The organism is Phenylobacterium sp., from assembly GCF_041691455.1.
Classification (GTDB): Bacteria; Pseudomonadota; Alphaproteobacteria; order Caulobacterales; family Caulobacteraceae; genus Phenylobacterium.
The window spans coordinates 93,724-118,353 of record NZ_JBEPUO010000006.1 but is presented as its reverse complement, the minus strand read 5'-3'; the positions used below and the strand labels follow the sequence as shown (position 1 = coordinate 118,353).

The 24,630-nt window shown below is 67.3% G+C and carries 22 protein-coding genes and 1 pseudogene; 13 read left to right on the top strand and 10 right to left on the bottom strand.

Translation table 11 applies throughout. The features are described from left to right. Positions 1-13: 13 nt before the first annotated feature. Positions 14-1,264 (bottom strand): type II toxin-antitoxin system HipA family toxin, encoded by a 1,251-nt coding sequence (locus ACESMY_RS11170; protein ID WP_372784663.1) that lies wholly within the window; start codon positions 1,262-1,264, stop codon positions 14-16. Then, on the bottom strand, positions 1,261-1,578 hold the full coding sequence (locus tag ACESMY_RS11165; protein ID WP_372784662.1) for a helix-turn-helix domain-containing protein: 318 nt from the start codon (positions 1,576-1,578) through the stop codon (positions 1,261-1,263). The genes ACESMY_RS11170 and ACESMY_RS11165 overlap by 4 nt, the downstream gene beginning before the upstream one ends. A 236-nt stretch (positions 1,579-1,814) precedes the next feature. On the opposite strand from ACESMY_RS11165, the gene ACESMY_RS11160 reads away from it, so the two are divergent. The 12 genes from ACESMY_RS11160 (at position 1,815) to ACESMY_RS11105 (ending at position 14,459) form a co-directional block, all read left to right on the top strand. Then, positions 1,815-2,519, top strand: coding sequence for a type IV secretion system protein (locus ACESMY_RS11160; RefSeq protein WP_372784661.1), 705 nt, complete (start codon positions 1,815-1,817; stop codon positions 2,517-2,519). Further along, the gene (locus ACESMY_RS11155) at positions 2,516-2,728 is read left to right on the top strand and encodes an EexN family lipoprotein (protein WP_372784660.1); all 213 of its coding nucleotides are present in this window, start codon (positions 2,516-2,518) and stop codon (positions 2,726-2,728) included. Before ACESMY_RS11160 ends, ACESMY_RS11155 begins: the two co-directional genes overlap by 4 nt. Before the next feature lies 1 nt (position 2,729). Then, positions 2,730-3,668 (top strand): type IV secretion system protein, encoded by a 939-nt coding sequence (locus ACESMY_RS11150; RefSeq protein ID WP_372784659.1) that lies wholly within the window; start codon positions 2,730-2,732, stop codon positions 3,666-3,668. Between the two features lie 211 nt (positions 3,669-3,879). Beyond that, positions 3,880-4,560 (top strand): virB8 family protein, encoded by a 681-nt coding sequence (locus ACESMY_RS11145; protein ID WP_372784658.1) that lies wholly within the window; start codon positions 3,880-3,882, stop codon positions 4,558-4,560. Next, positions 4,557-5,411 carry a TrbG/VirB9 family P-type conjugative transfer protein gene (locus tag ACESMY_RS11140; RefSeq protein WP_372784657.1) on the top strand — a complete coding sequence of 285 codons (855 nt, stop codon included), beginning with the start codon at positions 4,557-4,559 and terminating at the stop codon, positions 5,409-5,411. The genes ACESMY_RS11145 and ACESMY_RS11140 overlap by 4 nt, the downstream gene beginning before the upstream one ends. Then, positions 5,408-6,475: a type IV secretion system protein VirB10 gene (virB10, locus tag ACESMY_RS11135; protein ID WP_372784656.1), complete on the top strand. Its 1,068-nt coding sequence runs from the start codon at positions 5,408-5,410 to the stop codon at positions 6,473-6,475. The genes ACESMY_RS11140 and virB10 overlap by 4 nt, the downstream gene beginning before the upstream one ends. Before the next feature lie 3 nt (positions 6,476-6,478). Further along, positions 6,479-7,480 (top strand): P-type DNA transfer ATPase VirB11, encoded by a 1,002-nt coding sequence (gene virB11, locus ACESMY_RS11130; RefSeq protein ID WP_372784655.1) that lies wholly within the window; start codon positions 6,479-6,481, stop codon positions 7,478-7,480. After that, complete coding sequence (locus ACESMY_RS11125; RefSeq protein ID WP_372784654.1) at positions 7,446-9,311, top strand: type IV secretory system conjugative DNA transfer family protein; 1,866 nt, start codon at positions 7,446-7,448, stop codon at positions 9,309-9,311. Before virB11 ends, ACESMY_RS11125 begins: the two co-directional genes overlap by 35 nt. Next, complete coding sequence (locus ACESMY_RS11120; RefSeq protein ID WP_372784653.1) at positions 9,301-9,945, top strand: LPD7 domain-containing protein; 645 nt, start codon at positions 9,301-9,303, stop codon at positions 9,943-9,945. Before ACESMY_RS11125 ends, ACESMY_RS11120 begins: the two co-directional genes overlap by 11 nt. A gap of 253 nt (positions 9,946-10,198) precedes the next feature. Further along, entirely contained in the window at positions 10,199-11,326 is a 1,128-nt protein-coding gene (locus tag ACESMY_RS11115; protein WP_372784652.1) for a hypothetical protein, read from the top strand. Continuing rightward, positions 11,323-12,501: a hypothetical protein gene (locus tag ACESMY_RS11110; RefSeq protein WP_372784651.1), complete on the top strand. Its 1,179-nt coding sequence runs from the start codon at positions 11,323-11,325 to the stop codon at positions 12,499-12,501. The genes ACESMY_RS11115 and ACESMY_RS11110 overlap by 4 nt, the downstream gene beginning before the upstream one ends. Beyond that, a complete protein-coding gene (locus ACESMY_RS11105; RefSeq protein WP_372784650.1) occupies positions 12,498-14,459 on the top strand; it encodes a pYEATS domain-containing protein in 1,962 nt (653 codons plus the stop codon). The genes ACESMY_RS11110 and ACESMY_RS11105 overlap by 4 nt, the downstream gene beginning before the upstream one ends. A 41-nt stretch (positions 14,460-14,500) precedes the next feature. Here ACESMY_RS11105 and ACESMY_RS11100 read toward each other — a convergent pair whose 3' ends face one another. From ACESMY_RS11100 to ACESMY_RS11090, 3 genes are all read right to left on the bottom strand, one after another. Beyond that, positions 14,501-15,526 carry a relaxase/mobilization nuclease domain-containing protein gene (locus ACESMY_RS11100; protein WP_372784649.1) on the bottom strand — a complete coding sequence of 342 codons (1,026 nt, stop codon included), beginning with the start codon at positions 15,524-15,526 and terminating at the stop codon, positions 14,501-14,503. Beyond that, positions 15,523-16,044, bottom strand: a complete 522-nt coding sequence (gene mobC, locus ACESMY_RS11095) for a plasmid mobilization relaxosome protein MobC (protein WP_372784648.1) — start codon at positions 16,042-16,044, stop codon at positions 15,523-15,525. Before mobC ends, ACESMY_RS11100 begins: the two co-directional genes overlap by 4 nt. A gap of 231 nt (positions 16,045-16,275) precedes the next feature. Then, the gene (locus ACESMY_RS11090; protein ID WP_372784647.1) at positions 16,276-16,398 is read right to left on the bottom strand and encodes a hypothetical protein; all 123 of its coding nucleotides are present in this window, start codon (positions 16,396-16,398) and stop codon (positions 16,276-16,278) included. Positions 16,399-16,655: 257 nt separating this feature from the next. Here ACESMY_RS11090 and ACESMY_RS11085 point away from each other — a divergent pair. Further along, a pseudogene (locus tag ACESMY_RS11085) lies at positions 16,656-16,922 on the top strand (IS110 family transposase); the annotation flags it as partial. Between the two features lie 154 nt (positions 16,923-17,076). Here the strand turns inward: ACESMY_RS11085 and ACESMY_RS11080 are convergent. The 5 genes from ACESMY_RS11080 to ACESMY_RS11060 all read right to left on the bottom strand — a co-directional run bounded on the left by ACESMY_RS11080 (position 17,077) and on the right by ACESMY_RS11060 (position 24,608). Next, positions 17,077-18,471 (bottom strand): serine hydrolase domain-containing protein, encoded by a 1,395-nt coding sequence (locus ACESMY_RS11080; protein ID WP_372784646.1) that lies wholly within the window; start codon positions 18,469-18,471, stop codon positions 17,077-17,079. Between the two features lie 65 nt (positions 18,472-18,536). Next, positions 18,537-19,934: an MFS transporter gene (locus ACESMY_RS11075; RefSeq protein ID WP_372784645.1), complete on the bottom strand. Its 1,398-nt coding sequence runs from the start codon at positions 19,932-19,934 to the stop codon at positions 18,537-18,539. Next, positions 19,931-20,239, bottom strand: coding sequence for a DUF4387 domain-containing protein (locus ACESMY_RS11070; protein WP_372784644.1), 309 nt, complete (start codon positions 20,237-20,239; stop codon positions 19,931-19,933). Before ACESMY_RS11070 ends, ACESMY_RS11075 begins: the two co-directional genes overlap by 4 nt. Next, the gene (locus tag ACESMY_RS11065; RefSeq protein ID WP_372784643.1) at positions 20,226-21,626 is read right to left on the bottom strand and encodes an acyclic terpene utilization AtuA family protein; all 1,401 of its coding nucleotides are present in this window, start codon (positions 21,624-21,626) and stop codon (positions 20,226-20,228) included. Before ACESMY_RS11065 ends, ACESMY_RS11070 begins: the two co-directional genes overlap by 14 nt. Positions 21,627-21,698: 72 nt before the next feature. After that, complete coding sequence (locus ACESMY_RS11060) at positions 21,699-24,608, bottom strand: TonB-dependent receptor domain-containing protein (RefSeq protein WP_372784642.1); 2,910 nt, start codon at positions 24,606-24,608, stop codon at positions 21,699-21,701. Between the last annotated feature and the right edge of the window lie 22 nt (positions 24,609-24,630).

Sequence of the window (24,630 nt, the reverse complement as noted above, 5' to 3'; positions counted from 1 at the left end):
GGGCAGGACGATCTCAGCCGAAGTCAGACCAGACGCGGGCGTGGGCCGCTCCGATTGAAATCGTTGAGGCCGCCGAGACGCCCGCGGCGCCGGCGTGCCGCGGCCAATCGGCGACCGCGGCGCGCACCTCCTCGATCACCGCGTTCGCACGCCTGGCGTCGAGACCATGTGGCGCGCCCACCTTGAGCACATGGGCGCGCGTCGGCTTGCGGCCTTCCCCTGCGATGTCGAGGTAGTGCTCGCCACCCGGTCCTTGCGAGAACGTCAGGTCGAAGGCTGGCGATAGCCGCCACTCACCTTTGCCGTCCATCAGGAAGGCATGCTGGCGGGTATGGTCGTCGCGGTTGACGGCCAGCACGTTGAACACCATCCGCCGGAACACCTCCGCGACATCGCCGGCATGGCGGGTGATCGCCTGGGTGGCGCGAAGGAACGTGTCGTAGCTCGTCGATGGCAGTGTCGACGGGGCTTCGATCGCGCCCGCCAGGGACACCATATGCACCCGTCCACCACCGTCAGGCCGATCGAACCGCCGCGTCGCGAAGAAGCCAGGCCCCGCCTTGGCCGGGATCAGGCGGTGCTCGCTTAGCCGCAGGCCCGCCGCCTCGGCCGTCCGCGCGTAGGCCTCTTCGATGGGCCCGATGTCGACCGGATCCTCGGGCGAGGCGAATTTCACCAGCCACGCCGCATACCCAGAGGCCGCCTCGCCTTCGCCCACCGACACCCGGCCCTGGCCATCGAACCCGACGTGGACCTTGGGCCGCGCGCCGCCCGAGCCGCCGGCCAGGCCGGCCAGCGTGTCGGCCAAGGCGCTCTCCTGGCCGCGTAGAAGTTCGCGGGACTCCCCGGCCAGGGCGTCGAGGTCCAGGGTCTCGACGTCTTCGTCCGGCGTCGTCGCCGGTGAGAACGCCAGCGCGCCGCGGCCCTGCTGGCCCACCAGAGCGAGGCGTTCCAGGGGCGAGAGCGTGGCGATATCCACGCCCAGCTTGGCGAGGCGCTTGCGCATCAGCAGGTAACCCCAGCCTTCAGGCAGGCTGTCGGCGAGAAAGCCAGGAAGGCCGCCGAACGCCGCGCCCCGCGCAGCCTGGAGGCCGGGCTCCGGCGGATAGTAGAGCGCCGCCACAGCGAGCCGGCGCGCCAGGACTTGCGGCGACCATTCAAGTTGCGCGAGACCCCCGTCCCAGGCGAGCCGGGCCACCGGCATCGGGGCAGCCGGATCCGTGGCCAGGGAGACCGCGAGCGGCGTGCCGGGCGCGAGCCTCAAGACGTCGGCCTTGGCCGCCGCGGCCGCTTCGGGCTCCGCGCCGCCTCGGCGGCCTGGCGCTGCAGCAGGTCATCCAGGTTGGCCGCCGCCGGCGCCGGAAAGATCTTCTGCAGATTGTCCTCGCAGCGCAGCGCGATGGCGGCTTGGACCAGGGTCTCGACCGTCGCCTGGCCGTCGGCCTCCAGCCGCCGCCAAGTGCGCACGCCGATGCCGGCCCGCGAGGCCGCCTCCGCCTGGGACCAACCCTGGATCACGCGACGCATCCGAACGGCGTGGCCCAGAGCGCTGAGCAGTTCGATGGAAGTCTGAAGCATGAGGCCATATATGGCCTACTATTGAAATTATTGCAAGATATTTGGCCATATATGGCCTCACCCTCGATCCGCGCCTTACCGCGCAAGCCGCCTCCCGGCGTAGGACTACGCCGTCCCCAGGCGTAGGCCTACGCCTCGCGCCGCGCTCAGCGCTTCGGCAGTCTTCGTTCGAACGGATGCGGTGGCCTGCGGCACAGGCCCGCCGGTCCACCCGTCGAACGACCCCGGAGGCAGCGATGATCCAAAAATCCACACTGGCCGCGTGCGCCCTTGCTCTTCTCGTCGCCGGTCCTGCCACGGCGCAGGAGATCGTCCACGACCCGATGAACTACGCGAGCCTGATCCAGCAGGCCCAGACCGGGATCAGCCAGCTGCAACAGCTTCAGCAGCAGGTCAGCCAGGCGCAGCGCCTGTACGACGGCTTCAACAGCCCCTCCCACGTCGGGGCGCTGGCAAGCCTCCTCGACAATCCCGCCCTTCGAGCCGCGCTGCCCGACGTCGCGGCGTTCACCGCGGCGGCCAAGGGCGACTTCAGCAGCCTCCAGCAGATCGGCCAGCAGGCCCTGGCGATCCGACAGGCCAACCGCCTCTACACCCCGCCGACCGGCGACGCCTCGGGCCAGGACCTGGAGGCCGCCGGCGACCGCGCGGCCCGGGACCTAGCGCTTGGCCAACAGACCGCCACCGCCGGCGCCCAGCGCCTGGCTGGCCTGCAGACCCTGACGGCTGCGATCGACGCCGCGCCCGACGCCCGCGCGGTCATGGACCTTCAGGCCCGCCTCACCGCCGAACACGCGATGATCGCCAACGACCAGATGCGGCTGCAGGGCCTGGCCATGGCGCAGGCAGCGGAAGAGCGCTTGCAGTCGCAGCGCGATCGCGAGCGGGCGGCCGCGGCCAGCGACGCGCGCCTGCAACTGTTCCGGTCGGGATTCCAATGAGGTACACGCTTCTCCTCAGCCTCCTCCTCGCCGCCTGCACGCAGCCGACGCGATCTGTGGACTGGTTCGCCGCGCACCCCGAGGAGACCAACCGGGTCCTTGTCCGGTGCGAGCGCCAGCGGCTCACCGACGCCGACTGCGAGGCCGCGCGCGATGCGGTGCGCCGCAAGCAGGACGAGCGCCTGAAGCTCTTCCGGAAGGGCGCCTAGGATGGCCGGCGGCCCCGCGATCTTCCAGCCGGCCTACGACTTCGTCGACGGCAAGCTGGACACTTTCCTGACCCAGGACGCCGGGCAGGTCATGGCGCAGGTCGCCGGACCCCTGCGCGTCGCCCTGGTGCTCTATGTCCTGCTCTATGGCGTCGCGATCCTGCGCGGGGCCATCCAGGAGCCGCTGGTCGATTTCGCTATCCGCGCCATCAAGCTGGCGCTGATCGTCATGCTGGCGACGACGCAGGCCTACGGAAGCTGGGTCGCGACGCCGCTCTTCCACACCCTGCCCGACACCCTTTCGGCCGCGATCAGCGGCCAGCCGCCGACCACGGCGGGCGCGTCCTTCGACCAGTTCTTCGACCGCGTGGGATATCTCGGGGAGAAGATCTCCAAGGAGGCGTCCCCGGTGAACTGGACGCCGCTGCTGGTGTCCGGCGCGGTCTGGGTGATCGGCGCGCTGGCCGCCGCCCTCGGGTTCGGCATCTTCCTGCTCTCCAAGGTGGCCCTGGCCCTGCTCATCGCGCTTGGTCCGATCTTCGTCGCCTGCGCGCTTTTCGAAGTGAGCCGCCGCTATTTCTTCGGCTGGCTCAGCCAGGCGGTGAACTACCTGGTGCTGCTGGCGCTGATCGTGACGATCTTCCAGCTGATCCTGTCGCTGGTCGGCGCGCAGTGGGGCTCCATCGACGGGCAGGACCCAGTCGCCGGCGGCCTGCTGTTCATCGCGCTTTGCCTGCTGGCGACGATCTTCTTCCTGCAGGTCCCCGCCATCGCCGCCGGGATCGCCGGTGGCGCGAGCGCCGGTCTCGCCGACTTTGGCAACGCCGCGGCCATGGCGATGCAAGGGCGCGCGCCGTTCTCCAGCCAATCGACCGGCGGCGGCCGCGCCCAGACACCACGCCAGGGGGGCTCCCTGCGTCCCGTGAGAGCCAAGATATGAGATCAACTTTCGTCGCCATCCCGCTAATGCTGCTGATGTCCGCCTGTGCGTCGTCTGCCCTCAAGCCGCCGGCGTGCTCCGGACCTCGCCGGCCCGCCAACCCCTATGGGTCGGTGCTGGCGCCAACCGACGCCGCAAAACCGGCGGCCCCACCGGCCGCCACGGCGTCCGGCGCCGTCGAGCCCGTCCCGGCCTGCCTGGGAGCCGCCCGATGAGCGGGGTGCCAAGCGCCGAGCTCCAGGCCTATTTCGCGGAGGCCAAGCGCTGGGATCACGACCGGCTGGCCGCCGCCGTACGCTCCAAGTGCCTCGCCTGGACGATGGCCGCTGCCGCGGCCGGCCTGGCGGCGGTCGCGGTCGGCGCCGTCGCCCTGCTGTCGCCGTTGAAGACTGTCGTCCCCTATGTGGTGCGGGTTGACCGGTCTTCGGGCGCCGTCGAGGTGATGACCGGGCTCAGCGGCCGCCACGACGAGACCTATGAGGAGGCCGTCACCAAGTCTTTCCTGGCCGGCTATGTCAGGGCGCGGGAGGGCTGGCTGCCAGCGGCGGCCGAGGCCAATTTCCGCCAGGTCTCGATCATGTCCACCGCCCCGGAGCAGCAGCGCTGGGCCGACGCCTTCCGCCCGACCAGTCCGACGAGCCCGCAGGTTGTCTATGGGACTAACGGTCAGGTGGACGCCGAGGTCCGCGCCATCAGCTTCCTCAGCGCCGGCGTCGCCAATGTCCGGTTCCATCGCATTGAGCGACGCGGCGGAGCCACCACCGAAAGCGACTGGATCGCGACGGTGGCCTTCCACTACACGCGCGCGCCGATGGCCGAGGACGACCGCCTGCGAAACCCGCTGGGCTTCCAGGTCGACAGCTACCGCGCAGACCCGGAGACTGGCCGATGACCCGCCCCTTCCTCCTGGCGGTGCTGACCGCCCTCTGCCTGTGGCATTCAGCGGGCGCGGTGGAGACCCCGCACGCCGGCCACGCCGACCCGCGCATCAAGACCGTGGACTACGATCCGCAGCAGGTGGTGCGCCTGGTGGGGGCCTTCCGCACCGCGACCGAGATCCAGTTCGGCGACACCGAGAGCATCCGGCACGTGGCGCTCGGTGACACCACCGGCTGGGACGTGGTCGCGGAGCGAAACATCCTCTTCGCCAAGCCCAAGGCGGTCCGCGCGCCCACCAACCTGATCGTCACCACGGCCGCCGCCGACGGCGCCGAACGCCACTACACCTTTGAGCTGGTCACCCGGGCCGGGCCGATCGGCGCGCGCGCCCCGGACACCTTCTTCGTCGTGCGCTTCCACTATCCCGTCCAGGAGAAGGCCCAGGTCCTGGCGACGCTGAGCGCCGCCGAGGCGGCGCTCCAGCGCCAGGTCCTGCAGTTCAAGCTGGAACGCGCGGTCCTCGAAGGCCCCCGCAACCTTGCCTACGAACTTCAGGGCTCCAGCGCCATCGCGCCCTCCGAAGTCACCGACAACGGCGTCTTCACGGTGCTGCGGTTCCCGGGCGCCGAGGGCGTTCCGGCGGTCTACGCCGTGGCGCCCGACGGGGCCGAAACGCTCGCGCCCTTCGACGTGCGTGGCGAGTTCGTGGTCGTCCACCAGACCGCCGCCCAGCTGCGCCTGCGGCGCGGCCGCGAGGTCCTCTGCATCTTCAACACCGCCTTCCGGCCCTACGGGTCGCCGCCGACCACCGGCACCACGGCGCCCGATGTGCAGCGGACCTTCAAGGACACGCCCAAGCCATGACCGACACCCCCCCGCCCGCCGCGCCCGAACAGATCGCCGACCGCGGCATCTCCCCGATCGCCGGCCGCCTGACCAACGGCCGCACCGGTAAGGTCCTTGTCTTAGCGGCGCTGGTCGCCGGCTGCGGCGCCTTCGCGCTGGCGACCTCACGCCCGCATCCCCGGGCGGCCGAGAAGGCGCCGGACACGCCCGCCAAACAGGTCGTGCCCTACGAGGCCGCCCCGACCCTGGCCCATCCGGGCGCAGATGCGCCGACCCTGGGCGCGACGCCCGCGGCGACGCCCGCCGCCGCGCCGACCGCGTCGTCAGGACCGGCCGCCGCCAATCCCCTCCAGGCGATCCGTGGCGCACCCCTGCTGGCCTATGGCGCGGGCGGCGGGGCGACGACCCTGCCTGCGGCGCCGTCCCTCGCGAGCCTGGTGGCGGCCTCGGCCGACCGGCCGGCGCCTACCGAACTGGACCAGCTGCGGCGCGGCTCCGTCATCGGCCAGGCCCGGGCGCGTCGGCTCGGCGACCGCAGCTTCCTGATCCTCGCCGGAGCCAGCCTACCCTGCATCCTGCAGACCGCCATGGACACCTCGACCCCTGGCTATGTCTCCTGCGTGATCCCGCAGGACGTCTATTCCGACAACGGCGCGGTGGTGCTGCTGGAGAAGGGCACCAAGGTCCTGGGCGAGTACCGCTCCAGCCTGAAGGCCGGCCAGGCGCGCCTCTTCGTGCTCTGGACGCGGGCGGTCACGCCGAACGGCGTCGCGCTGGATCTCGCCTCCTCGGCCAGCGACGCCTTGGGCCGGGCCGGCTTCGATGGCGAGATCGACCGCCACTTCTGGGAGCGGTTCGGCGGCGCAATGCTGCTCTCCATCGTCGACGATGGAGCAGCCGCGGTCGCGCCGAAGACTGGCAGCCTGGAGACCCTGCGGGCGCCCTCGGACGCCGCCGGGATCGCCCTGCAACATGGCATTGATCTGCCGCCGACCTTGCGCAAGGCCCAGGGGTCGGAGGTGGCGATCTTCGCCGCGCAGGACTTCGACTTCTCCAGCGTCTACGGACTGAAGGCCCGCTGAGCCATGGCCGGCGACACCGCAGTCCTGGCGCACTATCTGGCCCCGTTGCGCGCCCACCTCGACCGCCCAGGCGTCACCGAGCTGGTGATCAACCGCCCTGGCGAGTTCGCGGTCGAGGACAGCGGGGGCTGGACGTGGATCGAGGCGCCCGAGCTCACCGACGCCTGGCTCCAGCCGCTGGCCGTGGCCGCCGCGGCGGCGACCGCACAGGACGTCTCCGCCGACGCGCCGATCTGCTCGACGGTGCTGCCGACCGGCGAGCGCTGCCAGATCGTCCTGCCGCCCGCGGCGGAGGCGATCTCCATCACCCTGCGACGCCCGTCTCCGGTCAGCTTCTCGCTCGCGGACTTCACGGCCGCGGGTCTCTTCGAGGCGGTCGGGCCCGCCGCGGCGGGCCGCGAAGCCACGGACGCGGCCTTGTCCGCGCTCCAGGCGTCCGGCGATTGGCCGGCCTTCTTCACCGCCGCGGTCCAGGCCCGGCGCAATATCCTGGTCTCCGGCGCGACCGGTTCGGGGAAGACCACCTTCGCCAAGGGCCTGGTCCGACTGATTCCAGAGACCGAGCGGCTCCTCACGATCGAGGACGCCCGTGAGCTCACCGTGCCGCACCGCAACGCCGTCCACCTGCTGTTTGCGAAGGACGGCGCGGGCCTCGCCAAGGTCGGCGCCAAGCACCTGCTGGAGAGCGCCCTTCGCATGCGCCCAGACCGCATCCTCCTCCAGGAGCTGCGGGACGGGACGGCGTTCTTCTACCTGCGCAACGTCAACACCGGCCATCCCGGGTCGATCACCACCATCCACGCCGATAGCGCCGCCCTGGCCTTCGAGCAGCTCACCCTGCTGGTGAAGGAGAGCGAAGGCGGCCGCGACCTGGCCCGCGACGACATCCGCGCCCTCCTCCACCTCCTAGTGGATGTGGTGGTCCAGATGCAGCGCACGGGCGGGCGATTTCGGGTCACTGAGGTCTGGCATGAACCGCTTCGCAAGCGCGCCCTGGCCGCTTAGGGCCGCCTGCGTCGGAGGCCTGGGCCTCGTCAGCCTGGCCGCCCTGACCGCGATCACACTGGGGGTCGCCCTTGCCGGCCTGCACCAGCTCTCGGCGCACCTCCGCGCGGACGCCGTTGTCGGCTGGTTCTGGTATTTCCGGCGCGATCCGGAGGTCCTGCGATGGCTGAAGGTCGGGGCATTCGCCGCCCTGATCAGCGGCGGCTTCACGGCCATCGCCATCACCCGCGGCCTTGGCCCCTCTCTCTACGGCGACGCCCGTTGGGCGACCGGCGGCGACATCTCCCGCGCCGGCCTGCGCGCCCGCCGAGGCATCCTGCTGGGCCGGTCCGCCGGGCAGCCCTTGGTGTTCGGCGGCAGCGAACACGTCCTGCTCTACGCGCCTACCCGCAGCGGCAAGGGCGTCGGCGTGGTGATCCCGAACCTGCTGACGTGGCCGGACTCGACCGTGGTCCTCGATGTGAAGCGCGAGAACTGGGAGGCCACCGCCGGCTACCGCGCGGCCCACGGCCAGCGCGTGCTGCTGTTCGACCCCCTCGATCCGGAGGGCCGCACCGCCCGTTTCAACCCGCTGGGCCACGTGGAGCGCGCGGACCCAGGCGCCGTCCTCGACGAGCTGCAGAAACTGGCGGTGATGCTGTTCCCAGCTCCGCCCAACGCCGACCCCTTCTGGGCGGAGGCGGCGCGGACCGGCTTCATCGGCGTCGGCGCCTACTGCGCCGCGACGCCTGGCCTACCCTTCAGCCTGGGCGCCATCTACCGCGAGCTGACCGATGGCGATCCGCGCAAGCGCCTGCCCCAGGCCCTGACCGCCCGGGCCGCAGCCGGGGTCCCATTCTCGCCCGGCGCCGTCAGTGCGATCAGCGACTTCTGCTCGGCGTCCGACAACACCTTCGCCTCGATCAAGCAGACCCTGACCGCGCGCCTCAACCTCTGGCTCAATCCGCGGGTCTGCGCCGCCACTGACGAGAGCGACTTCGACCTGCGCGACCTCCGCGACCATCGGATCTCGCTCTACCTCGGGGTCTCCCCGGACAACCTGGCGCGGGTGGCGCCCCTCTATAATCTGCTGTTCAGCCAGCTGATCGACCTCAACACCCGCGAGCGGCCCACCGCCGACAAGCACAAGGTTCCGGTCCTGGTGTTGCTCGACGAGTTCGCGCGCCTGGGTCACGCCGGCGTCATCGCCCACGCCTTCGCCTATGTCGCCGGCTACGGCCTGCGGCTGCTCCCCGTCCTGCAAAGCCCCGCCCAGCTCCGCGCGGAGTACGGTCCCGACCTGACCGAGGAGATCATCGCCAACTGCGGCGCTGAGGTGGTCTTCGCCCCCAAGGAACTGAAGGTCGCCCAGGACCTCTCCGAGCGCCTCGGCTACGCCACCGTCAGCGGCCGCACCCGCAGCCGCCCGAGCGGCTTCTCCAGCGGACGCCGATCCCTCAGCGAGTCCGACCACCGACGCGCCCTCATGCTCCCCCAGGAGCTGATCCAGATGCCGCCGGACCGCCTCATCGTCCTGAAGGCCGGCGCCCCACCGGTCCGCGGCCGCAAGATTGCCTACTACCGCGAGCGGCCGTTCCACGTCCGCGTTCAGGCGCCGCCCGAAATTGCCCCGCGCGCGCCCACCGCACCCGCACCTGCGCCGTTCGCGCCGAAAGCCCTGCCTCAATCAGACGACCTGCTCAGCCTGGATATCGCCGTCGCGGCCCTGGCGAGCGCAGGGCTCGAACCCCTCCCCCCGCAGGGCGCCCCGGACGCCGACATCGAGCGCTGGGTGGAGCGCTTCCTCGAAACCACAGCCGCACGCGACCTGGAGACCGAGAATGTCCGATAAGCCCGACGTCACGAACGCCGTGCAGCCGGGCGGCCCCGCCCGTTCAACCGAGGCTGGCGATGTCCCCGACGCCCTGCGCCGCCGCTACCTCACCGAAGCCGGCCGCAACGGCGCCGGCATCGCCTACTACACCGACGCCACCATCGTGATCCCGAGTTTTCGGGACCGCGGCCGCCAGCTGATCGCCACCCGCTCCGATCCCAACACGATCCGCGACCTGGTCTCCATCGCCCAGCACCGCGGATGGTCAGCGGTCCAGGTGAGTGGCTCCACGGGATTCCGCCGCGAAGCCTGGCTCGCCGGCCGAACCGCGGGCCTCGAGGTCGACGGCTACCGACCCGGCGAACGCGACCTGCAGATCCTCCAGCGTCGCCTCGATGCGCAAAGCCGCCGCATAGTGGAGCGCGAAGCGTCGGCGCCCGCCGATGCGGACCGTAGCCGGCGACCAACGGTGATGCCGGGTCGTGCTGAGCGCCGGCGCATCGTCGAAGCCGTGGTTCGTGATCGCGTCGCCGATCCGGCGATCCAGGCCCGCATCCTTGTTTCCGCACAGGCGCGTCTGGCGACCCTGCTGGACCGCGAAGGGACTCGGGATCCGCAGCGCCGTACGGCGGAACGAAACCGCAATCGTTAGACCACAGCACCTAGGCGCAAGTCGTTGAAAAGAAGCATCGCCTCAAACCCGCTCCAAGGGGTTGCCTGTCACCGATTGCGGAAGTGCTCGCCCTAGACGGTCGAAGCAACGATCTCGCTCTCAGCGATCAAGGCGATTTTCCGCCCGGCTCGATCCGCGGAAGTCCTATCATCGCATACGCGCGCAATCCGCTTGGCTCGCGCCCTGATTGTCCTAGACTGAAATCTATCGCTCAGGTGGGGATGCGTTATCGATGGTTCAGGTGGTGTTTGTTCACGGCGTCGCGACGCGGACCAGTCCCGCATATGCGATCGAATCCGAGAATCGCGAGGCGCTCTTTAGGCAGGTGGCGTTCAAGGACCGACCGCTCAATCTGTGCAGTCCGATGTGGGGAGACGAAGTGCCCGCCTTTGCCTGGAACGGGCAGTGCTTTCCACGCTTCGGCAAGGACAAGGTCGCGAGCTTCAGCCTTGCCGGCGGCAGGAGTGCGAAGTCGACTTTGCAAACGACCCTTGGCGCCTCCGTCGCGACGGTGGCGGCCAGCGATGTACCTGCGGCGATTGATGCGCTCTTCGCGCAACTGGTCGAGGATGCAGATTCGCAAGGCCGTAAGCTCACGACCGATGAACTGGCTCAGTTCGCCGCTGTTACCCAGCAGTTCAAGGCCGGCGGATTCAGTAAGGCGCTGGCCGGCGCCGCGGACGATCTGGCGTTCATCAAGGCGGTCAGGGCCGAGGCGAAATTGCCAGCCTCATACGGGCTTGTGGATTCGCTGAAGACCGCCGCTGGACGACTGCTCGACCAAGGCCGCAATCTCGCTGCGGACGGACTTGTCGCGTTGTTTCGCGACGAACTGAACCCGCTTGTCGCCCGGTTCCTTGGAGACGTCTTCACCTACCTGAAGGATGGCGAGATCAGGACGAAAATCCGTGACGCCGTTCGACCGGCGATCCAGGCTGCGGCCTCAGCGCGGGGCGCGGGAGAAGGCTTGGTACTGATCGGCCATAGCCTGGGAGGTGTGATCCTCTACGACATGATGACCTCCGACCCGGAGCTGCAACTTTCGCCCGCCGCCGTCGACCTGTTCCTGACAGTGGGGTCTCAACCTGGTCTCTTCGAGGAGATGAAGCTGTTCGCATCGGACGACCTCAACGTTAGATCGCCAGACAGGGTCGAGGGGCCCGCAGCCGTGAAGTCGTGGCTGAACGTCTACGATCCCGTCGACCTGTTCGGCTTCCGCGCCACCCCCGTTTTTGCCAAGGCCGAAGACTTCGGGTTCAATTCCGCGACTGGCCTGATTGACGCGCACACCACCTATTTCAAGCGACCACAGTTTCATGCGCGACTGGCCAGCCACCTCGACACTCTGAAGATCGCGTGACGATCGTTTTCGACAGCAACCTCGCCGGGGCAGCCACACACGCCCTGGTGATTGGCGTCGGAGCCTATCCGAATGCCAAGCCAGGCGCGGGGGGTCCTCCGGTCCTGCAGAGCGTTGAAGACCTTCAAAGCGCCGCGAACGGTGCAAAGCTAACGGTCGACTGGCTCATCGAACACGCAACGGATTTCTCCCCACCGCTCGGCACCGTCGATGTTCTGATTGCCGATCCTCAGGACGGGCCAGCGTATGCCTGGGCCAACGCACCTGGAGCTCCTGTGCAGTTGCCGACGACCGCGACAGTCGTCGACGCCGGGGGCGCATGGATTGAACGATGCGGAGCCCACCCCGGCAGTGGAGCCTTGATGTTCGTCACCGGTCACGGTGCGGTCCACGGCAACGACCCCGTGGTCTTCCTGACCGATCTGAACGCCAACGTGAAGGACCGCTGGTCCTACCTGAATGTGCGCGAGACCGCGGGGGCGCTGAAGCGGATCGACAACATCGAGTGGGCGCTGCTGCTGGTCGACGCGTGCCAGGAGTTCATTGTCGAATTTGAAACCGCCAAGCCGGGGATAGGCGCGAGGTTCACGGAAGACCCCGATCCGATGGCTGACCCCGGCCAGCAGAAGGTGGCTCTGCTGTCCGCCGCGGCGCAGAAGGTGTTGACCTACGAAGGGGAGCTCACGACCCAGGTGGGGGTCAACGCGGGGCGCTTTACACAGACGGTTCTACGCGCCTTGGACGGTGCATCGGCTCGCGACCAAAGCGGCTCCGGACAATGGGTCAATTACGCCGGCGCCGTCTTCGAGGATCTTGTCTATCTCTATAGGCTCCGCCCGGAATGGCGGGAGAAGGGCTTCGACCCATCTCAGCCCGAGCAGCAAAACCTGATCCTGCCCATAATGTCATACGCCGCCCCTCCGGACGTTCCGATCCTCGTCCGCACGGATCCCGTGGAGGCTTTGAAAGCGTTCGACCTCAACATCTTCGACCAGGGAAAATCGCCCCCTGCGCTTCGATCGTGCCCGCCGACCGATCAAGGGGAATGGATCACATCACTGCCGGTCAGTTGGGCGCAACACTGGCTCGTGGCGCATGCGGGAGGTGCGCCGCTGGAGAAGGCATTTGTGCCGGCGCGTTCGATCTACAATCAGGTTCTGAAGGTGCAGACGTGACCTTCTTGCTCCGGGCCCCGCCTGACATCGCTGCAGCCAACCTGCGGCTCATCCACCCCGATGGGCGGATCGAAAACCTGTTCGCGACACCGACGCAGAATAACTTTGTCATTCAGGGCGATCCCGGGGGCTACACAGCGATCATCGAACCGCTTGGACAAGGCCCCGTCAGCTTCGGTTTCGACGCGCCGGGCGGCCAGACGGTGGAGATTCAAACCCCGCGTCTGAGCGAGTTGCGCGCCGGCGACTTAAGGACAACCGGGTTCTCGCCTTCAGCTGCGGAGGCGCCCGTTGGACGCACCGTCGCTGCGCCTGCGGGGCCAAGCTCGGCCACGCTCGGAGCACTGTCGTCCACGTCACAACATGACGACCTGGCGGGCCTTCTTCGGGAGTCGTCCAAGGCGCGACCGATCACCATAGGGCTCTCGCAGGACACACGCCCGCGTACAGCGGGTGGCTGGCGACCGTATCGAGGACCCGCCCCGGACGTCCTCGTCGCGGACGGCGCAGTGGAGGTCATGCTCCAGCCCACGCAGATCCTCCCGGCGCCCGACAAGGGCGCACGGCTGCGCATGTCTGTTGCGATCGCGGAGGCTCGCGTCGAACGGTTTCTTGTTCCCCTTTTTGCGGGCGGCGTTCGCATCGTGTTTTCGGCCTCAGCCCTGACAACGGTGGACGTCACCATGCGAGTCATCCCCATCGAATCCGGCCGGCGAGCGCTCTGCCAGGCGCTCGCAGTCGGTTACGCTGACGAGGCCAGGGACATCGTCGGAGGCTTTTTCGGGGACGTCAGCCGAGCGCCCCTCGATTCCCGCAACGATCCTTGGACAGCGATCGTCACCGCTCTGCTCGCAGTTCGGTTTCCGGAGTTGAGCATCCCCACGACGGATAGCTGGTGCGCCTTTGCCAAGGAGTCCGCGAGTTGGATCGCGGATGCGCACATCTTGGCGGCTCGCGAATGGCTCGACCGCGGACGGCGCAGCGAGGGGCCTGAGCGCGAACGGGCGGCTGCTCAAGCCATCGACGCCCTGGCCGAGGCCAGACGGGTGGGCGCGCCGTATTTCGCTCTGAGCAACACTCTCATGGGCGACATGCTGACGTCGCTTGCGTCTGGCGCGCCGGGCGCCGACAATCGCGAGAGAGCGGCGGTTGAAGCGAAGCGCTGGCGTAGGGACATCACATTCCGGCGCAGCATCGGCGCCACTTTCTCCTGGACGATGGCCCGTCGCAACGCGCCCGGCCAAAAGGACCGCAGTCTCTACTCTCCCACACGCGGTGGTCTACAGGCCGCCTATTCGAAGGTTCTATTCCGCGGCGCCGTGGACCTAGATCAGATTCGCCCCAAGTCACCCGCGACGCCTCAACCACTTAAGGCTCCACGAGCCGGGTCTGGTCGTGCCGCCGAACGTTCCCCTCTAACCGTTCAGGCGGGAGCTTTCCTCGCACTCAATACAGCGGGATTCGCGACAAACTTCGCCGTGGCGAACATTTTGTCGACGCGAAAGCCCACCGCGGCAAAACGGGCGTCGACCCGTCCTCAGCCCGCACGGGCGGGTCAAAAACCTGAACCGCGAGATGATGACCCGCCCGCGCTGCGCCGGCGCGTCCGCCATCGCGATGACCTGAACAAGGGTCGCTTCGGCGGCAAATCCGAGGTCGATGGATTTCATCTCGCTGTGAGCTTCGACGATATTCGAGGTCGATGGGTCTACATGACGCTGAGCATAACTGCCCCCGAAGGCTCGACCGAATCCTACGTCGATCGGGCGATCTTTTTCCTCCACAATTCGTTCGACGCTGACCGCCTCACGGCAGTGTTTCGCAACGACTGCGCCAGCGTCTCTATCGTGTCCTACGGAGGATTCACGGTCGGTGCTTGGCTGCCCTCAAGGCTGATCGAACTTGAGTTGGATCTCGCCAGAGTGCCGGGGGCACCGAAGCGGATTCAGATCTACTGAGAGGGGCGACCGCCAGTTGGGCCCGCAATCGTGATCGCGGGCTAACGGGAGCGTTCTCCTTCGGGCTTGGCCTGCGCCAATTCAATTCCGCGATTGGCCTTCCGCAGCTCCCGAGCCAACGCGAGCCGTTGGCTATCGGGCTGCGGCAGTGACTGGACAAAGGCCATAACCCGATCTGCGAGGGCCCGGTCCTGCGGATCTGCAGAGCTGCGAAGAATCTGGGCTTCCCGAACGTAGGTTTGACGAATTCTGACTTGGGTGGTTCGCAGCTGGGTTTCCCAAGGACGCGGTGCCGTGTCGCCGCCAAACGCTGCGCGACCGGCCTCCTGATAGGCGAACCTGCGAACCTCCGGGAGCGGTCCCGCGCCCGCCTCGTGACGGTCACGCAGCTTCCGGACTGGAGTCCGCTCGGCCTTCCGCGTTATGCCCCGAGCCCTCCGGGGCGTCGCTTCTGCCGCGATCCCGCGCAACCGCAACTGTTCCGCGAACTCCTGCCGCCAGGCCTCCAGGTCGGCCTTCTTCGGGTTCAGCCGTTCGCCGGAGTCACCCATGGCCCGCACCGTCAGATGCACATGCGGGTGGCCGGTGTCGGTGTGCAGGACGAGCAGATAGTCGTGCCGGTCGCCAAACTGCTTGGCCGCAAATGCCACCACCGCGTCGAGCAATCGGGCCGCGTCGGTCCCCGCCGGCATGGACAGGATCATCGACACGCTTTCCGGCGTCGACGCCCGCCGGCGGCCATCCAGAGCCGCGAGCGCGGACCAGTCCGCAGCGACGTCGCGGACCTCGCGCGCGCCCCGGATATCGCCCCCGTCTCTATCCGTCGCCGGCAGTTCGCCGTTGCGGGTAATGTAGCTGAGGTGCGCTGCGAGGTGTCCCGGATCACGGGTTCGACCGGTCACCTTGACCATCACCTCAGGGGTCCGCGCGACGACCCTAGCGAGCTTTGCTCGGGTGCTGGCGCTGCCGGATATCTTGCCCAGAACGGCCCGCGGACGCACCGCCCGCGAACGCACCGGCGGGCGCCAGACATCCTCGAATCCTGGCAGGAATTCGAAGTCGCTCACAGGTCTGTCGACCAATAGCTGAGGTTGCCCTCGAAGGCTTCCAGCAGGCCCGTGAGGTGCGCGCGAAGCTCCCGCCGAAAGTCGCCGACGGCGACCAACTGAGTGTGCAGAACACGGCCTTCCAGCACCGCCGTATTCAGCGCGCGGGCCATCTGATTGAGGTTGACGCCGATCCGCCGAACCTCTCCGGCGATGGCAATGAGCAGCAGTTCATCCGCCCGCCGAAAGGTCGGCCTCCCCTGCACTGCACGCCGGACCAACGCCGCGACCCAGGCGTTCGGCGTGAGCCCAAACTCCGCGGCCAAGGCCGACAGCCCGGCGCTGTAGCGCGCCGACAGACGGACAGTCAGTTTGACGGGCCGCGGATCCAGGCGTTCGCCCGCGGGGCCTCCACCAGCTGGTCGGCAAGCCGTCTCGATCAAGTGGCGGAGCGCCGGCGAGCGACCGCCGCGGCCGGCGGCCCAGGCGTCGAAGCGGGCGGCCAGGCCATCCTCGATCCGCACATTGAAGTTCGTCACTGGCCGCTCCGCGTAAAGACCCGCCGCCGCCAAGGCTATCCTGCCCTAGACCGCTACCGCTCTTTTGGCCCCTCCCCTCGGCCCGCGCGAGACGTAGCCCTACGCCTCTCGCGGACCACCCGCCGGACCTTTGGTCCGCCCCAGCCGGGCCATCGAGGGTCAATTTCGGAGGGAATGAAACGTGCGAACGTCATGGCATCTGGCAGGCGATAGCCACGCTGCACCCGGACCTTATTTGCGGTGTTCCAGCACGAGCTGCACGACCCAGGTGACCGCCAGGCAGAGCGCCACCCCCGCCATCATGCCCCGCACGAAGGCGCCGTTGCGGCCCCACCAAAGGCGGCGTGAGCGCATCGTCTGCGCGCGATCAGGTCGTCGGCGGGGCATGTGCGCCCTGTGCCGCGCACCAGCGGGAAATGCAATCCCGCCGTTCCACGCATAGTGGGCCCGGTCGACTCCGGCCGCGGTCAATCGTCATATGGAACGACCAACCGCCGGGGCGTCCGAACGATGTGTTGATGTGGACGGCCTCTCATCCCAACGGCTTCATGACGCTTCGGCGTTAGGCCAGATGAGAGGAGAGACCAGTGAACACACCTACACGCATCGGCATGGACACCGCCAAGTCGGTGTTCCAGCTCCACGGCGTTGATGAGAACGAGGTCGTCGTTGTCCGCCGCCAGTTCCGGCGGGCCGAGATGATCCGCTATTTCGAGAAGCTGCCGCCGACCCTCGTCGCGATCGAATCCAGCGGTAGCTCGCATCATTGGGCGCGCCTGTTGCAGTCGTTCCGCCATGAGGTGAAGCTGATCCCGCCGCAGTACGTGAAGCCCTACATGAAGCGCGGGAAGAACGATGCGGCCTACGCCGAGGCGCTTTAGCTTCCGCAATGCGCCACCAGGAGACCTTGGCTCACCGCCCGAAAGCCGACCTTCGCTCGTCCGAAGGCCGACTGTGAAATCGGCGATCGGTTATCATCATAGGAATTGAGATCGGTGCGGTGCTGCCAACGGCGGACCTGCTGCGCGGGTGTCAACGAAGCCCCAACGAATGCGCGACGATCGGCGGGCGAACGAGCTCGCCCGAGTTTATGTTGACGCTTCTCGCGAATACCAAGCTGTCAGCTTCAAACTTCGTGACGACCCGATCGCGAAACGACGTCTCCACGAATTGCCAGGTCATCTCGAACGTCTCGGCGTCAAGCCAACGACCGCCGGCCATCACCCGCATGCGGGGCGGTTCGTAGCCGTGATGGAGGGCGCCGCCCGACATCGTCGTCTCGCTCTCCAGCCAGTTCAAGAGTCCAACATTGATGACATGGTGGCCTCGCCCATCCTGAAGATGGAAGGCGCATCGGTTGGAAGCGAAGTCGAATTGCAATGATACGATGCCGTCGGAATTTGGCTCCGCGGCATGAAGCCGTCCGGAGACCCTGGCAGCGATCGCGGAGGCCTGAGGCTTCAGCTCCGGGAGAAGTCGTAGGTTCGTCCAGCTTGCGATGACAGAGGCGTCTTGCGCCCGGGTCCCCGCCGATCTCGGCTCCTCGAACGCAACGGGAAAATGGCGCCAGACTAACGAGCGGAGCGTCTCCTCGCTCGGTGGCACGGCAGCCGTCAGCGCCAGAACGGCATCATGCTCAGGAAACATCACTGCGAACTGACCAAAGAGGCCATAGGCGTAAAACGCCCCACCCGGACCCATCCACCAATGATAGCCATGAGCGTTACCGCGCGCTGGACGGGTCGCCCGTTCCACCCAGCTTACGGGTAGCACCTGCTCGCCGTTCCACGTGCCTTTCCGCATATGTAAAATGGCAAGCTTCAGGAGGTCGACCGTGCGGCAGCTTATCCCGTTGCCGCCGGGATTGATGCCTTCTGGACCGATGTCCCAGGTCAGGCCGTCGATCCCCAATGGGCGCAGCAGTCGAGGCGCAATGTAGTCGAGCGCGCTCTCTCCTGTCGTGCGGCTGAGGATCGCCGAAAGCATGAAACTGGACGCGCTGGTGTATTTGAATTTCGAGCCCGGCGGGTAGACGACAGGGATCTTGAAGAATTCATCGATCCAGCTGGTGGCGATGCCGCGCCAGATCGATCCAGAAGCTCCCCGGGCGTGGCCACTAGTTTGGGTCAGGAGATCTTCAACAGTCATGGCGGCGAGATGCGGGCTAACGACCCTGGGCAGCCTGTCTGGGAAGAACGAAATCACCTGTTCGTCGAGGTCGAAACGCCCCTCCGCGATCGCGAGACCAATCCCTGCTGACAAGAAGCTCTTCGTCGCCGAATGCATCATGTGGCGCAGATCGGGGCGATACGGCCACCACCAGCCTTCGGCGATCACATCGCCGGCCCGCCAAGCCATGAAACTGTTGAGTTCGACGCCCAACCGCTGTGCGTCGTCCAGGAACGCCTGGACTCTCCCTGGGTCCACTCCACGCGACCTCGGCCCGCCGCGGCTCAGGCCGTCGGCATTGGGCTGCCCAGACGGCGAGACGATCAGATTTCCTCCAAGGCCAGGCCGCGGGTGCGCGGACCGAAGAGGCCGATGGTTAGGGCGACGATCACCATGGCGATTGATATCAGCACGAAGACACCGGCGCTCCCGGCCTCCTCAAGCGTGAAGGCAATGATATAGCCCGAGAAGATCGCGGAGAGCCGGCTGAACGAATAGACGAGCCCGACGCCCCGCGCGCGCATCCGAGTTGGAAAAATCTCGCTCTGGTAGGTATGATAGGAGAGCGACATCAGGGAGTTGCCGACCGCCACGCTGGCGCCGATCGCCGTGAACACCAGGAAATTCGAGTCCTGCGTCATCCGGGACAACAGCAGGCCCGCCGCGGCTGCCAGCAGCGCGCCGGACACCACCAGCCACTTTCGCTCGGCCTTGTCGGCGAAGCGGCTGAACACCAAGGGCGCGATGGGCGGCACGAGCGCCAGCACGGCCGTGTAGGCCAGGGACCTGCTTATGGTGATCCCTTGCGACACCAGCAGGGTCGGCAGCCAGTTGCTGAAACCGAAGTAACCGATGGTCTGGAACAGGTGAAAGACGACCAGGGTGAGGGTCCGGCGCCTGTAGGGGGGCCGCCAGAGTGAGACTTGCTCATTCGCGGCCGCCGCTATGGCGCGGGGTCGCGGTGACGGCAGCGGGCCGCCCCAATCCGCTTGCACCCGCGTTTCGATGGCTGTCATGATCGCGTTTGCCTCGTCAGGCCGACCATGGGCTTCGAGCCAACGCGGCGACTCCGGAAGCGCGCGGCGGACCCACCAGATCAAGCCCGCGCCGATGGCCGGCAGGAAGGCGAGCCAGCGCCAGCCGGAGATTCCAAAGTGCTCGCCCGGGATGAGTCGCCAGGCCAGGACGGCCACGAGGGGCGTGGAGAGAAACTGGATGGAGGCGCTGATGGCGAAGGCCTTGCCCCGCGTCGCCTTCGGCATCAGTTCGGCAAGGTAACAGTCGATCGCCACCAGTTCGAGACCAATGCCGATGCTGGCGATGAACCGCCAGAGACACATCGTAATGGCTGTGGACTGGAACCCCATCACTACGGTCGCCAAGGCGTACCAAATGAGCGCAAAGGTGAAGATCGGTCGCCGGCCCAGCCGGTCGGCGGCCGTTGAGAAGCCCAGGGTCCCAACGTAAAGCCCGGCAAAGGTCACGGCTACGAAGGTCGCCTGGTCACTCAGTCCGAACAGACCTTCCGCGCCCTTATGGAAGATGCCCGCGGCCAGCAAACCCAGGCTCAGCGGCGCCGAGAGCGCGAGATCGTAGATCTCGAAGAACGCGCCGAAGGAGACCAGCGCCACCAAGGTCCAGACATATCGCGTCGGCGGTAGGCGATCGATGCGCGCGGCGATGTCCGGCGAACCGACCGCGCCGAGATTGGTCCCGGTCACGGAACCGGCGCGGTCAGCAGGGGCACGAAATACTGGCCCGCGTGGGAATCGGCGTCATGCGGCGAGCCCTGTGGGCGCAGGCGAGGGAAAGAGATCTTGAGGACATTCAGAGGCTCCACCTCGAAGACCCGCACGCTGTCTGCCGACACGCCGTAGAGCTTGGCGACCGCGTCAGCCGAAAGCGACTGCGCCTTGCGCACCCGCTCGAACGTCGCGGCGTCGCCGCAGAAGATATCGATCGTCACCCAGAACGGGCCGGCGGCCTTTGAGCGGACGTATTGTGCGACGTCTTTAAGCGACGGCAAGACGCTCTCCCTGATGGGTGGTGAAGGTGCTGGTGCGCACAAGTTCCAGCGGATCGCTGATAGAGACGATGTGCTGCAGCTTGAACTCGTAGAGCCGTCCGAGCTCAACCTCGGCCGGCGAGAACGGGAAAGCGAAGCTCGGCATGGGGTCGTCGGGATTGAGCGGGAAGTGCAGCAGCATGGGATTGCTGAACTTGGCGATCTCGGTGGCCATGTCCTGGGTCGGGGCCGTGACCAGCGCCATCAGCCCCACCTCGAGCGGTGCGGGCCTTACCGTGCTCTCGCCAGGCTGGCCAAGCGCGTTGGCGCCATAGGCGCGGATGTCGAAGTCGTATTCGTCCGGTTCGTAGCCCAGCACGGACCGGATGCCGGCCGCGAGGCGGTCGCGCAGGCGGCCCAGGAACCTATCGAGCTCGGCCATGATCTTGGGATCGGAAATGGCCGAGAACACCATGGTGCGATAGCCGACGGCACCGGAGCCCTCCAGCTTAAGCGTGTAGGGCATCGCGACATGGGACGAGCCGGTGACGCGAACCGAGCGCTCGTCGATCGCCGTGTAGACGGCGTCGCGGGCGTTTAGCATGACGCCCGGCTCGCGCAGTTCGTAAGGGTCGGAGTTCTCGTACAGCATGTGGGCCGAGACCGACCGCGGCGTGCAGCTGTTGTCGGCCGCCAGGGGTTCTACGTCGAAGCCTCCGGCATCGATGGACAGCATCACTCCGCCGTTGCGCGACTTGGTCGTGCACAACCCGCCGCATTCCGCCGTCTTTCCCGCGTGCCACGAGGGGCCGACCGGCAGGCCGCGCATCAGCGGTACGGCGGCCAGGACCGCAGTGTCGGTCGTGCGTCCGGCCAGGACGATGTCCGCCCCGTCTTCGATCGCGGCGGCGAAGGGCTCGAATCCCATGAGCCCCACGATGTGATCGCAGGCCTTGAGCGTCTCCGCCGTCAGCGGTCCCGCCGGGGCAAGCGGCGAGATCGCGCCCTTGGCCAGGTAGGTCGCCAGCCGTTCCGGATCTTGCTCGGAATAGAGCAGCGCGACCTTCACCGACTGGCTTTCTTCCGCTGCGATCTCGGTGCAGATTTCCGCCATCCAGTCGACGCCGGCATCGGTGCCGCTCGTGCCGCAGGACCCGATCAGCAGCGGGATGCCCAGCTTTGCGCGTCCGACCATCAACTGCCGGAGATCCCGCTTCACCGCCTTGCGCGTCATCTTCGACACGCCGGCGCCGAGGTAATAGGGGCCTGAGTCCGTCGAGCCGGCGTCAACCGCGATGACGTGCGGGTCGAGCGTGAGCCCCCGGTCAAAGGCCGCTTGCGGGCAACCCGAGCCAAGAACTCCGGAGGGCACGAGAACGCGGCAGGCGTCTGGACGAGATGGCGACATGGCGAAATCCTAGGGTCGGAAAAAGCTGGCGGCGACCCTCCAGAGAGGAGGATCGCCGCCGAGGGGAGGAAGTTAGAAGCGCGCCTTCACGCCAAGGATGAAGCGGCGGCCGACCGCGTCGTAGGTAGCCAGGTCCGTCGACCCGACGGCCGGATAGACGGGCGGATGCTTGTCGGCGACGTTGGCGATCACGCCCCACAGCTCGACCTTTTCGGTCAGCTTGTAGCGGCCGGTCAGGTCGACGTAGCTCACCGCCGGCACGCCGGCCGCCGTGCCAGGGGTGCCGACATTGGCGGCGTTGGACATCTTGCCGATATAGCGCCAGGTCACGCCAAGGTTCATCGGGCCGCGGCTGTAGCTGGCGTCCAGATTGGACTTCCACCGCGGGCGGGCAATAGCGACCGGGTCGATCTGGCCGTTGCCGATAGTGCCCGCGAACTGCAGGAAGGGGTCGCCCGGCAGCGACTTGATCAGGAAGTTGTCGAGGTAGTTGGTCAGCAGGTTGATGTTGAGGTCGCCGCCGTCGTTCAGGCCGATCGCGCTGGTCTCGAAACGCCAGTCGGCCTGCAGGTCATAGCCGGCAGTCTTGTAGCCCCCGAGATTGAGGCTCTGCTGGCTGACCAGGTTGATCGAGCCGTCGGAATTGCGGGTCACCCGCCCGCAGAAGACATTGCTGGCGTCGTAGTTCGGGTTGGTCACGCCCGAGGCGTTGAAGCAGCGGGACAGCACCAGGGGCGCGGTGATCGAGCCCACCGCGTCCTTCAGATCGATGTTGTAGTAGTCCAGGGACACCGAGAGGTTGCTGAACAGCGGCGCCGCGAACCGGGGCCGCCACACCGCCCCGACCGAGAAGGTGTCGGCGGTTTCCTGGTGCAGATTGGGGTTGCCGCCGCTGATATTCCCCACCGACTGCTGGGCGAAGGTGAAGGTGTCGATGATACTCGACGGCACGCCCGTCGCCAGGCAGAGCGCCCGCACCTTGGCGCCGTTCGCGCCGGTGCGGTAGGCGCCGCGCACGTCACAGGGATCGCCGCTGCCGATGCTGCCGGCCAGACCGATGATGGTGGTGCCATTGACCACCGGCGCGTCGAGTTCGCCGATGCTTGGGGCGCGAATGGCTCGCTCATAGCCGCCGCGGAACGTGAAGGCGTCGACGACCTGCCAGTTCACATCGGCCTTGTAGGTCTTCACACCGCCCACGGAACTGTAGTCCGAGTAGCGATAGCCGAGGTCCGCGCTGACGTCCTTGGCGAAGGGCAGGTCCTTCAGCATGGGGACCAGCAGCTCGAGGTAGCCTTCCTTGACGTTGGTTGAGCCGACGAAGGAGCTGCCGTTGCCAGCGATGATGTCGCCCGCAATGATCAGCGGATCGGCCTGAGAGTTGAAATAATCCTCGCGATAGTCGGCGCCCGCGGCGAAGCGGACCCGCCCCGCCGGCAGGTCGAACAGGCCCCCCTGCGCGCTCGCCTCGACGACCCGCTGCTCGATTTCCGCGGTGCTCTGCAAATGCTTGTTGATGAACGCGCCGCAAGCCGCCGACACCGCCTGCTGCCCAAAGGGGTTGAAGCCGCCCGCGCAGATCGAGGCGCCGCCGTCGGGAGCCGACAGCAGTGTTTGCAGCGCCGCGTGACTTTGCCAGACCGGCCGTTCGATCAGGATCGAGTTTTTCCCATAGCTGCCGTAGGCGTCGTAGGTCCAATCCGAGATCGGCAGCTTGCCGTTGGCGCCGATGACGACCTGGAACGTGTCGTTGTGGTTCTCCTGCAGGCGGGGGCCAAACACGTCGAAGCGCTTCGACAGCGCGATCGGCGCCGTCGGATTGGCGCGAGACGCCAGCAGCGTCTTCAGGTCTGCCGGGATGAAGGGGTTGGTGACCGGGATCAGGGGGACACCGGTCGTCGCGTTTGAGGGGCCGGGGACAGGGTTCAACTGCGTCGCGCCCACGCTGTTGGTGTAAGAAAACTGCCCAAAGAGGTGGTTGTTCTCGTCGAGGTCGAAGCTCGTCCGGTTGAAGACGGAATAGGTCTCGAGCGGCAGCTGCAGGTAGCGGTACTGGCGTCCCTCGGCCAGCACGGCGGTGGGGCCGATGGCGAAGAGCGTGGGATCGGTGGAGCCCTTGTAGTTCTGCACGCTGAGACCGGTGCTGAAGAGGCTGCCGTTGGCGTTGAAGCCGAACTGGTTGCCGGCCTTCACGACGCCCGGCGCGACCCCATACTTGCCGAACACCGCATCGAGCGCCGCCTGTGTCGGCGTCCCCGATGCGAAGGACACCAGCCCCTGCGGCAGGACGGAGTCGCGCTGGCTGCCGGCCGTGAAGCTCCGGTCGGCGTAATAGATCGGGTTTCGGTTCGAATATTCGAGGGAGAAGACCGAGCTGCCACGGCCGCTGTCGAAGTCGCCGCCGCCGGCGACCCCGATCTTGTAATCCTCTGCGTCGCCATGACCGGCGATCCCGTACTGCGCCGACACCTCCAGGCCGTCGAAGTGGTGCTTCATTCGGATGTTCACCACGCCGGCGATGGCGTCCGATCCGTACACGGCCGAGGCCCCGCCCGTGATGATCTCGACGTTTTCGATCAGGGACGTTGGGATGGCGTTGATGTCGACCGAGCCGTCGGAGTTGGCTGGCGGCAGGCGCCGTCCGTCCATCAAGACCAGTGTCCGGGCGCGGCCCAGGCCGCGCAACTGGATATTCGCCTGGCCGCCGTTGCCCGAGCTGTTGGTGGTCGAACCCGTCGACGCCACGAACTGGGGCTGTTCCTTCAGAACGGTGTCGAGGGTGACCGAACCGGTCTTTTGCACCGCCGCCGCGCCGATCGTCACGACGGGCGTGCTTGCGCTGTAGTCCTGCCGCGCGATGTGCGAGCCGGTGACGATCACCTCCTGCACTTCAACGGCCGGTGTGGAGGCTGTCTGCGCAAGCGCCGCGAACGGCGTCAGAGCCGCCAACAGAGCGAGCGCGCTCACCTGATAGTCCTTCATCGCATTTCCCCATGACATTGAT

Coding starts and splice junctions, on each gene's coding strand:
- ACESMY_RS11165 (WP_372784662.1), bottom strand. CDS start 1,578: ATGCTTCAGACTTCCATCGAACTGCTCAGCGCTCTGGGCCACGCCGTT.
- ACESMY_RS11160 (WP_372784661.1), top strand. CDS start 1,815: ATGATCCAAAAATCCACACTGGCCGCGTGCGCCCTTGCTCTTCTCGTC.
- ACESMY_RS11155 (WP_372784660.1), top strand. CDS start 2,516: ATGAGGTACACGCTTCTCCTCAGCCTCCTCCTCGCCGCCTGCACGCAG.
- ACESMY_RS11150 (WP_372784659.1), top strand. CDS start 2,730: ATGGCCGGCGGCCCCGCGATCTTCCAGCCGGCCTACGACTTCGTCGAC.
- ACESMY_RS11145 (WP_372784658.1), top strand. CDS start 3,880: ATGAGCGGGGTGCCAAGCGCCGAGCTCCAGGCCTATTTCGCGGAGGCC.
- ACESMY_RS11140 (WP_372784657.1), top strand. CDS start 4,557: ATGACCCGCCCCTTCCTCCTGGCGGTGCTGACCGCCCTCTGCCTGTGG.
- virB10 (WP_372784656.1), top strand. CDS start 5,408: ATGACCGACACCCCCCCGCCCGCCGCGCCCGAACAGATCGCCGACCGC.
- virB11 (WP_372784655.1), top strand. CDS start 6,479: ATGGCCGGCGACACCGCAGTCCTGGCGCACTATCTGGCCCCGTTGCGC.
- ACESMY_RS11125 (WP_372784654.1), top strand. CDS start 7,446: ATGAACCGCTTCGCAAGCGCGCCCTGGCCGCTTAGGGCCGCCTGCGTC.
- ACESMY_RS11120 (WP_372784653.1), top strand. CDS start 9,301: ATGTCCGATAAGCCCGACGTCACGAACGCCGTGCAGCCGGGCGGCCCC.
- ACESMY_RS11115 (WP_372784652.1), top strand. CDS start 10,199: ATGGTTCAGGTGGTGTTTGTTCACGGCGTCGCGACGCGGACCAGTCCC.
- ACESMY_RS11090 (WP_372784647.1), bottom strand. CDS start 16,398: ATGCGCTCACGCCGCCTTTGGTGGGGCCGCAACGGCGCCTTCGTGCGG.
- ACESMY_RS11065 (WP_372784643.1), bottom strand. CDS start 21,626: ATGTCGCCATCTCGTCCAGACGCCTGCCGCGTTCTCGTGCCCTCCGGA.
- ACESMY_RS11060 (WP_372784642.1), bottom strand. CDS start 24,608: ATGAAGGACTATCAGGTGAGCGCGCTCGCTCTGTTGGCGGCTCTGACG.